Source organism: Pseudarthrobacter sp. HLT1-7, from assembly GCF_059383435.1.
In genome coordinates this window covers 15,437-24,125 of the sequence record NZ_JBWZCH010000002.1, presented here as the reverse complement: position 1 = coordinate 24,125, position 8,689 = coordinate 15,437, and the positions used below count along the sequence as shown (strand labels likewise).

The window sequence follows — 8,689 nt, the reverse complement described above, 5'->3', positions numbered from 1 at the left end:
GCGGGGCTTTCCGAATGCCAGAACAGCCAGGAAAGGTCACCATGACGAATCCATTCGATGACAAATCCGCAACGTTCTCCGTACTCGTGAATGAGTATCAGCAGCACTCCCTCTGGCCCGCCTTCGCCGCCGCTCCGGAGGGCTGGGTCACCATGTTCGGCCCGGACAGCCGTGAAGCGTGCCTGGACTACGTGTCCCGGACCTGGACGGATATGGCTCCGCGTAAAGTCGCCGAGCTCGCCGCTTCGCAGTGATCCGGGTCGAGAACGTCAGCAAGAGTTTCGGCAGCTTCAAGGCTCTGGACGGGCTCTCCCTGCAGGCCGGCGAAGGGACCGTGCTGGGCCTGCTGGGACCGAACGGTTCGGGCAAAACCACCACCGTGAAGGTGCTCACCACCCTGTTGTCCCCGGACAGCGGTGACGCCCGGGTTGCGGGGCATTCCGTGTTGAGCGATCCGGACCTGGTACGGCGGAACCTGGGCTTGTCCGGGCAGTACGCCGCCGTCGACGAAAAGCTGACGGCCTTCGAAAACCTGCACATGGTGGGACGGCTCTACGGCATGAACCGGCGCACCGCGGCGGCCCGGGCACACGAACTGCTCGAAAGCTTCCGGCTAACCGACGTCGCCGGCAAACGCTCCGGAACGTTCTCCGGCGGCATGCGGCGGCGGCTGGACCTCGCCGGGGCCATCGTGGCCCGGCCCAAGGTGGTTGTCCTGGACGAGCCCACCACCGGACTGGACCCGCGCGGCCGGCTCGACACCTGGGACGTGGTGTCACGGCTCGTGGCCGATGGCACCACCGTGCTCCTGACCACGCAATACCTCGAGGAAGCCGACCGTCTGGCGGACCACATCGCCGTCATCAACCACGGACGCGTCATTGCCGAGGGGACGGCGACGGAACTGAAGCAGAGCGCAGGTACGGAACGGATCGACGTCGTGATGCGCCACGCCGCGGACCTTACCGCTGCCGCCGCCGTCCTGGAGCAGGCCGCCGGGCCGGACGCCCGGCCGGAACTGGACCCGCAGAACCTGCGCGTCTCCATCGCCGCGCCCGACGGGCACCGGATGCTGGTCCGGGTGCTGTCCGAACTGGACTCCCGGTCCCTGCCGGTGGAGGAGGCCTCGCTGCGCCGCCCCACCCTGGATGACGTTTTCCTGCAGTTGACCGGCCACGCCGCCGCGGCCGGTCAGGCGGCCCAAACTCCGGCCGCGCAAGCTCCGGCGAAAGTCGAGGTTGCCGCATGAGCGCCATCACGGCCGCGGCCCGGGACAGCTCCGTCATTGCCCGGCGCAATCTCATCAACGTTGTACGCACACCCGGCGCGCTGGTCACAGGAATTGTGCAGCCCGTTATGTTCGTGCTGCTGCTGGGCTTCGTCTTCGGCGGGACGCTCGGCGGGGACCAGTACCGCAGCTACCTGATCGGCGGCATCCTGGCGCAGACCCTGACCTTCAACGCCTCCTTCACCGCCGTGTACCTGGCCAAGGATCTCCAGCTGGGGCTGATCGACCGTTTCCGGTCCCTGCCGATGTCACGCGTGGCCGTCATCCTGGGCCGCACCTCCTCGGACCTGTTCACGAGCGTGCTGTCCGTCGTCGTGACGCTGCTCTGCGGCCTCGCCATCGGCTGGCGGATCACCACCGGCCCGGCCGAGGCGCTGGGAGCGCTGGCACTGCTGCTGCTGTTCGCCTTCGCCGTCTCCTGGATCGGCGCTGTCATCGCGCTGACGGCGCGGAGCGTGGAGGTGGCGCAAAGCCTGGGCCTGGTGTGGCTGTTCCCGGTCACCTTCGTCTCCGGCGCGTTCGTGTCCGTCAATTCCCTGCCCGGGCCGCTCCGGGTGATTGCCGAATGGAATCCGGTCACCGCCGTGGCAACGGCCGCCCGGGAACTCTTCGGCAACCCGGCACCTGCCGGCTTCGGTATCCCGGGCGGCTGGCCCGCCGAGAATGCCGTGCTCTATTCGGTGCTGTGCAGCGTCGGCATCATCGCCGTGTTCGCCCCACTGGCAATCGCCCAGTACCGCCGGATCAGCAAGAGGTGACAGCGCCAGACGGCGGCCCTGCCGGGATTTGCTACGTAGCGGTACCGTCCGCCGCCGTTCAGGCGGCGGCGGTCCAGGCCGGCGGCGGGCTTTACGGCGGGCTTTACGGCGACAGGCTGCACGGCGGCCCGTTTGGCAGCCTCGGCGCATTCCTGTCCCCGCAGGAACACGACGCCTCGCTCCGTTTCCACCGCGAGGAGGACCGGCTGGACTACTCCGCTTCCCACGCCCTTTTCCGGCTCCTGGCCGCCTGGTGGCTGGGACTGGGGCCCGAAGACGCCGCAGGACTTGAGGTTCGGCGGCTCTGCGGCGGCTGCGGCAGCACAGAGCACGGCAAGCCCTCCATTGACGGCGTTGGATTGAGCATGTCCCGCAGCCACGGAACCGTAATGGCCGCCGCCGGCCCCGCCGGAATCAGCCTCGGCGCGGACATCGAAAAGGTGCCGGCCAAGGTGTACGCCGGCTTTGACGATTTTGCCGTCGCCCCGGGGGAAGGGCTCGGGCGCCACGGGCTCGAGGCGTCCAACGCTTCCGGCGCTGCGGAAGCTTCCGATGCTTCGGATGCAGACCGGATCAGGCTCTGGGTGGCGAAGGAGGCCGTGCTGAAGGCGGCCGGCGTCGGGCTGGCAGTGGATCCGTCCGCTGTGCGGCTTGACCCGGCAGGTGCCCGCGCCGTGTTCCGTGCGGAAAGCCCCGGGAACCCGGCCGTCCATGGTCTTCTGGTCGGTGCCGTGCCTGCTCCGCCCGGCTATCTGGCGGCCGTGTCGGCGCGGTCCGGTGTGCCCGCGCAGCCATTGCCTCTTCCCGAGATATTCAGCACTAAAGGATCCAGCGCAAACATCAAACGTCTAACCTTTACATATGGTAAGCAGTCCTAGCAGCACGACGGCGTCCGCCCTCCCCCAGACAGCACCTCTGCCCGGCATGCGCGCACCCCGCGGCGCCATCATCGCGGGAGTCGTCGCGATCGTGCTGATCGGACTCAACCTGCGCGCCGGCATCACCGGCGCCGCCGCCCTGCTTCACGATCTGCAGGCGGTCCTGGGCTACGGTGCACTGATCGCCGCCGTGATCCCCTCGATCCCCACCCTGTGTTTCGCGGTGGCCGGCGCCGCGACCTCCTGGCTCACCCGGCATCTGGGCCTCGAGAAGGCCATCCTGCTCTCCCTCGTGCTGCTCGCTGCGGGCCTGTTGCTCCGCGGCATCCCCTCGACCGGGATGCTGCTCGCGGGCACGGTGGTCGGCATGTCCGGGCTGGCCATCTGCAACGTCGCGATGCCGTCGTTCATCCGGGTCCACTTCGCGGACCGGACCTCCCTCATGACGGCCCTCTATACGCTGAGTATGACGACGGGGGCCACCGCGGTGGCCGTGCTGATCGTCCCTGTGGCGCAGCAGCTCGGCTCGCCCTCCGCGGGAGTGGGCTCCATCGGCTTCCTGGCTCTTTGCGCCTGCCTCGGCTTCCTGCCGATCGCCGTTCACGCCCACCGCAATGCGCCCGCCGTCAAGGCCGGCCGGGTTTCCCCCTGGCCGCTGTTGCGGACCCGCACCGGCCAGCTGATCACCGCCGGCTTCACGGTGCAGGCACTTATCGCCTATGCCGTGCTCAGCTGGTTCCCTTACATGCTGGTCACGCTCGGACTCACCGCGTCCGAGAGCGGAGTGATGTTCGGGCTGATGCAGCTCGTCTCCGTCCCGGCCGGAATGGTGCTGGTCGCCATCGGTTCACGCCCGCGGATGCGGCGCACCGCGTTCTACCTGGCCACGGTGACGATGACCCTGGGCGTCCTGACCATGCTGGTGCTGCCGGTCTCCTGGGCTCCCCTGACGGCGGTCCTGCTCGGCGTCGGGCTCGGCATCTTCCCGCTGGTCATGGTGATGATCAGCCGCAGCGGCCGCACCACCGCCGAGACCACAGCATTGTCCACGGTGGCGCAGTCCGCAGGCTACCTGCTCGCGACCTTGGGCCCGTTTGGCATGGGCCTGCTCCACAGCGCCACCGGGTCCTGGACGCTCCCCCTCCTCCTGCTGCTGGCCGTAGCCCTGGGCCAGATCGCCGTCGGCCATCTGCTCACGGCGCAGCCTGGAATCCAGTCCGCGGGGACGCCGGCCGACGAGGTCCGGCCGTGAGCCTCACGACGTCACACCGGCCGCCCCTGGTAGATGAGATTACCGCCAAGCTGCGTGAGCTGATCCATTCGGGGGAATGGCAGCTGCAGCAGCGGATTCCGGCCGAACCGGAGCTGATGGACGCCCTCGGAGTCTCCCGGGGCACCCTGCGTGAGGCGATCAAGGCACTCGCGCACAGCGGCATGCTTGAGGTCCGCCGCGGTGACGGCACCTATGTCCGTGCCACCAGCGAGATCTCCGGCGCCGCCCAGCGGATGTACCGGGACCACTCGCAGGTCCACATTCTTGAGGTGCGGGTGGGGCTGGACACGCAGGCTGCACGGCTCGCGGCCCGTCATGCCAGCGCCGAGGACGTCGCCGCGATGCGCGGGCTCCTGGCGGCGCGCCGTCTCGCCTGGCTGGCCGGGGATTACGCCGGCTGGGCCCGGGCGGACTGGGACTTCCACGTGGTGGTGGCCCGGGCATCGGGCAATCCGCTGCTGCACGAACTGTACGTCAGCTTCGGCGAGGTCTTCCATGCCGACCTTCTCCGGCAGCAGCGCAAGGGCGGCTTCCAGGGCCTCCCGCACGAGGGCCACGGCCAACTCGTGGAGGCCATCGAGGCACACGACCAGACGGCCGCCGTCGAAAGCGTCCACCGGAACCTGAACTCCTGTGCGGAGTGGATCCAGCAGTAGCTGCCCGCCCGACACAAAAGGACTCCGCGCCGGAATCCTGTTCCGGCGCGGAGGCCTTTGCCTCGTGGCTGACTGAGTGCCGCGCGGCCAGCGCGAAGGCGTATGCTAGCGCGCGAGGCCCGCGAAAACGTTCTTCGGGCGCTGCATTTCGCCGTGCTTGGCACCCAGGACGATGACCCAGCCGGCGAAGACCGGAATGGCCCACTGCAGGATCTTCAACTGCTGCTGGGCGGAACGGAGTTCCTCGGAGGCACCGGCCTTGGGCTCGGTGGCGCCTTCAGCACCTTCGCTGGCCAGCTTGTCCACCTTGGCGCCCTGGACACCGGCGTACAGGCTCGCGGCGCCACCGGCCAGGGTGACGGCCGACTTGTACACGGTCAGGCCCGTGACGCCGTCCTGCTTGGCCATCCGGCCCTTGTTCTCCCACAGGACCGCCAGGCCGGAGAGGAAATGCGCGCCGAAGGCAGCCGTCTGGAACGGCGCCCATTTCTTCCAGCCGAGGGCCGAGAGCCGGGTACGCTCGGCCGGATCCTTGGCCTCCGCCGTCGCACCGTTCAGCCCGATGGCACCCATCAGCGAGCCGCCGAACCAGGCGCCTGCCGTCAGATCGTGGATGGATCGGGAAACGAGATTACCTGCCATGGTGATTCCTATCGTCTGTAGTCGAATCGGGAAGTTCAGCGGCCACCGAAGGCCACGACCCAACTATGGTAAGCACACTTAGTAAAAAGTTGTTAGTCCACGGATGCAACGCGGGGTCACTTAGCGCCCATAATCCCCTCCGGGACGGGCGCTAAGTGACCCCGCGTTGCTCTTTGAGGGGGGATTAGACTTCGGCAGCCACTCCGTCGCGGGAGATCTCCACCATGGCGTCGCGCGGGACCACCTTGACGCGTTCGCGCTGGATGCCGCCCGCCCCGGCGTCGGCAGTCGCTTTCCCGCCCAGGGCTCGCTCGTGCGCATCCAGCGCCAGCCACCCTTCCCAGCTCGTATACCGCACGCCGCGGCTCTGCAGGAGTTCGACGATCGTCTCCGCCGCCGGCGCCGCGGCCGTTGGCAGGTTGTCGCGGTCCTGAAGCAGGTGAGTGACGGTTTCGAGGGCGTCGCCCTTGGTGTGGCCGATCAGGCCCACCGGTCCGCGCTTGATCCAGCCGGTGGCGTAGATGCCCGGCACGTGGGTGCCGGAAGCGTCCAGGACGCGGCCGCCGTCGTTCGGAATGACTCCTTTACTGTGCTCGAACTCGACATCGGGCAGCGAGGACCCGAAGTAGCCGATCGCGCGGTAGACGGCCTGGACGGGGTAGTCCACGAACTCGCCGGTACCGCGGGCGTTGCCGGTGCCGTCCAGCTCGGTGCGCTCGAACCTGATGCGGGCGACGCGGCCGGCGGCGTCGGCTTCGTGCGTTGTTCCCAGAACCTCCACCGGGCTGTGCAGGAAGTGCAGGTGCAGGCGGCGGGACGCCGTGAGTTCGGAGAGGTCCTCGGGCTGCTCGGCGATCCAGTTGGTGAGGGTGCCCACCATGGTCTTGGTCTGGTTGTTGCTCTGGATCTGGCGGTCCGATTCGGCGTCGAACTCGAAGTCTTCGGCGTAGAGGATGATGTCCACGTCCTTGCAGTGGGAGAGCTCGCGCAGTTCCAGCGGGGTGAACTTCACCTGGGCCGGTCCGCGGCGGCCGAACACGTGCACGTCCGTGACCGGGGAATCCCTGAGCGCGCGGTGGACGTTGTCCGGGATCTCCGAGACCAGGAGGTCATCGGCCTGCTTGGAGAGCATCCGGGCGATATCCAGGGCCACGTTGCCGTTGCCGATCACGGCGACTTCCCTGGCATCCAGGGGCCAGTCGCGGGGAACGTCTGGATGCCCGTCATACCAGGAGACGAAGTCGGCGCCCCCGTACGAGCCCTCGAGTTCGATGCCCGGGATGTTCAGGTCCGCGTCCTTGATGGCCCCGGTGGCGAAGATGACGGCGTCGTAATGGATGCGGAGGTCCGCGAGCGAGAGGTCCGTGCCGTAGTCGACGTTGCCGAAGAAGCGGATGTCACCGCGGTCCAGGACCTTGTGCAGGGCGTTGACGATGCCCTTGATGCGCGGATGGTCCGGGGCCACGCCGTAGCGGATCAGGCCGTAGGGCGCCGGGTAGCGGTCGAAGAGGTCGATGCTGACCGTAAGCTCGCCGCTCTTTACGGCCTCGCTCTTGGTCAGGAGGTCAGCGGCATACACGCCGGCCGGTCCGGAGCCGACGACGGCGATGCGCAGCGGGCGGGCGGCAGTTCCTGCCGGAGTATTCGTTGACACGGCTGTGTTCCTTTGTTCTGTTGCATCCGTTGCTCCATGACGGCCCTTTTGAGGCTTGATAACGGCAGTTATGGAGCAATCGACGGGGTTAAAGGGGTGCGGGTTGTGCGGGGTGTGCGGGGCGCGTTTGGGGAGGTGGTGCTGTAGTCGGCGGTCTTGAAGTGCGACGGCGCGAACGGGCTGACGCGGACCACGTCACCGATCACGATCACGGCGGGGTTCGCCACGCCGGCGGCCTCCGCCTGGTCCGCGATGGTCCCGAGCGTTCCGATGGTCACCCGCTGGTTGGGCAGGTAACCATTCTCTACGATGCCAACCGGCGTCTCCGCTGGCAAACCGGCGCGGGCCAGGGAGGCTACGGAGTGGCGCAACTGGCCCACGCCCATGAGCAGGATCACGGTGTGGTCGGCGCGGGCAGGAACCTCGGAGAGCTCCTCGTGGCCGGTGACCACGCTGAAGCCCTTCGCCAGACCGCGGTGCGTGACCGGGATGCCGGCGGCGGCCGGGACGGAGATGGCCGAGGTCACGCCGGGAACCACTTCAACGTCGACGCCGTGCTGCCGGCAGTACTCGGCCTCCTCGCCGCCGCGGCCCAGAACGTACGGATCGCCGCCCTTGAGCCGGACCACGCGGTGGCCGAGTAGGGCTTCATCTACGAGGATGCGGTTGATACCGGACTGCGGGATGGGGTGGTGGCCGGGCGTCTTGCCGACCTCGATGACGCGGACGTCCGGGGCCAGTTCATTGAGCAGCTCCCGCGGGCCGAGGCGGTCCGCCACAACGACGTCGGCCTGGCCAAGGAGCCGCCGGCCGCGGACGGTAATGAGTCCGGCGTCGCCGGGCCCGCCGCCGACGAGGGCCACGGAACCGGCCGTTGAGTCGGGCCGGGCCCGGTGCCGGCGCAGCGGGAGGTCCCCGGTTTCCAGGGCGGTGGCGACGGCGTCGCGCAGGGCCATGGCGCGGCGCGGGTCTCCCCCGGCGTTGACGGCGATCCTGACGTCGTCCACAACCGCGACGGCGGGCGTCCAGGCTGCGGAGGCTTCGTGGTCGGTGGCGTTAACGCACCAGATGCGCTGCGCTTCGGCGTCGGCCGCAACCTGCGCGTCGACGGCAGCGTCGCCGGTGGCGGTCTGGACGAACCAGGCGCCGTCGACGTCGGATCCGCGGTAGCTCCGGGGCTCCCAGGCGAGGTGGCCGGCGTCGGAAAGTCCGGTCAGGGCGGGGCAGGCAAGGGGCGCGACGACCGTGACGCTGGCGCCGGCGTCGAGCAGCCCTTTAGCGCGGCGGGCGGCGACCGGGCCGCCGCCGACCACCAGCACGGGGCGGCCGAGGAGGCGCAGCGCCGTGGGGTAAATGTCCTGAATTGCCATGCCTCGACGATAGGGCTGCGTCACGGGGCGGAACAACGGTCCGGAAACACCCGTTCACGCAAGGTAACGCCGCGTCACATGGCTGCTCTCGTGAATGGGCCTTCAGCGCGAGGCCATGTCGGCGCTGTGTCCGGCTGCGCGGTCCCGGAGCGTGTCAACGTCCGCCGACC

General features: G+C 68.7%; 9 protein-coding genes. 6 read left to right on the top strand and 3 right to left on the bottom strand.

Annotated elements, in window-relative coordinates; genetic code table 11:
* Nucleotides 1–41 precede the first annotated feature (41 nt).
* The 6 genes from AC50X6_RS02280 to AC50X6_RS02255 are packed head-to-tail and all read left to right on the top strand — an operon-like array spanning nucleotide 42 to nucleotide 4,853.
* A complete protein-coding gene (locus AC50X6_RS02280) occupies nucleotides 42–254 on the top strand; it encodes an MbtH family protein (RefSeq protein ID WP_326965958.1) in 213 nt (70 codons plus the stop codon).
* Nucleotides 251–1,249 carry an ATP-binding cassette domain-containing protein gene (locus AC50X6_RS02275; RefSeq protein ID WP_494964706.1) on the top strand — a complete coding sequence of 333 codons (999 nt, stop codon included), beginning with the start codon at nucleotides 251–253 and terminating at the stop codon, nucleotides 1,247–1,249. The genes AC50X6_RS02280 and AC50X6_RS02275 overlap by 4 nt, the downstream gene beginning before the upstream one ends.
* On the top strand, nucleotides 1,246–2,046 hold the full coding sequence (locus AC50X6_RS02270; RefSeq protein WP_494964705.1) for an ABC transporter permease: 801 nt from the start codon (nucleotides 1,246–1,248) through the stop codon (nucleotides 2,044–2,046). Before AC50X6_RS02275 ends, AC50X6_RS02270 begins: the two co-directional genes overlap by 4 nt.
* The gene (locus AC50X6_RS02265; protein ID WP_494964704.1) at nucleotides 2,043–2,924 is read left to right on the top strand and encodes a 4'-phosphopantetheinyl transferase family protein; all 882 of its coding nucleotides are present in this window, start codon (nucleotides 2,043–2,045) and stop codon (nucleotides 2,922–2,924) included. Before AC50X6_RS02270 ends, AC50X6_RS02265 begins: the two co-directional genes overlap by 4 nt.
* The gene (locus AC50X6_RS02260) at nucleotides 2,908–4,176 is read left to right on the top strand and encodes an MFS transporter (protein ID WP_494964703.1); all 1,269 of its coding nucleotides are present in this window, start codon (nucleotides 2,908–2,910) and stop codon (nucleotides 4,174–4,176) included. The genes AC50X6_RS02265 and AC50X6_RS02260 overlap by 17 nt, the downstream gene beginning before the upstream one ends.
* Nucleotides 4,173–4,853 (top strand): FadR/GntR family transcriptional regulator, encoded by a 681-nt coding sequence (locus AC50X6_RS02255; RefSeq protein WP_494964702.1) that lies wholly within the window; start codon nucleotides 4,173–4,175, stop codon nucleotides 4,851–4,853. The genes AC50X6_RS02260 and AC50X6_RS02255 overlap by 4 nt, the downstream gene beginning before the upstream one ends.
* Before the next feature lie 105 nt (nucleotides 4,854–4,958).
* Here the strand turns inward: AC50X6_RS02255 and AC50X6_RS02250 are convergent, their stop codons facing one another.
* The 3 genes from AC50X6_RS02250 to cobA all read right to left on the bottom strand — a co-directional run bounded on the left by AC50X6_RS02250 (nucleotide 4,959) and on the right by cobA (nucleotide 8,519).
* Nucleotides 4,959–5,495: a hypothetical protein gene (locus AC50X6_RS02250; RefSeq protein WP_494964701.1), complete on the bottom strand. Its 537-nt coding sequence runs from the start codon at nucleotides 5,493–5,495 to the stop codon at nucleotides 4,959–4,961.
* A gap of 184 nt (nucleotides 5,496–5,679) precedes the next feature.
* Nucleotides 5,680–7,149 (bottom strand): FAD-dependent oxidoreductase, encoded by a 1,470-nt coding sequence (locus AC50X6_RS02245; protein WP_494964700.1) that lies wholly within the window; start codon nucleotides 7,147–7,149, stop codon nucleotides 5,680–5,682.
* A gap of 68 nt (nucleotides 7,150–7,217) precedes the next feature.
* A complete protein-coding gene (gene cobA / locus AC50X6_RS02240; protein ID WP_494964699.1) occupies nucleotides 7,218–8,519 on the bottom strand; it encodes a uroporphyrinogen-III C-methyltransferase in 1,302 nt (433 codons plus the stop codon).
* Nucleotides 8,520–8,689: the final 170 nt, after the last annotated feature.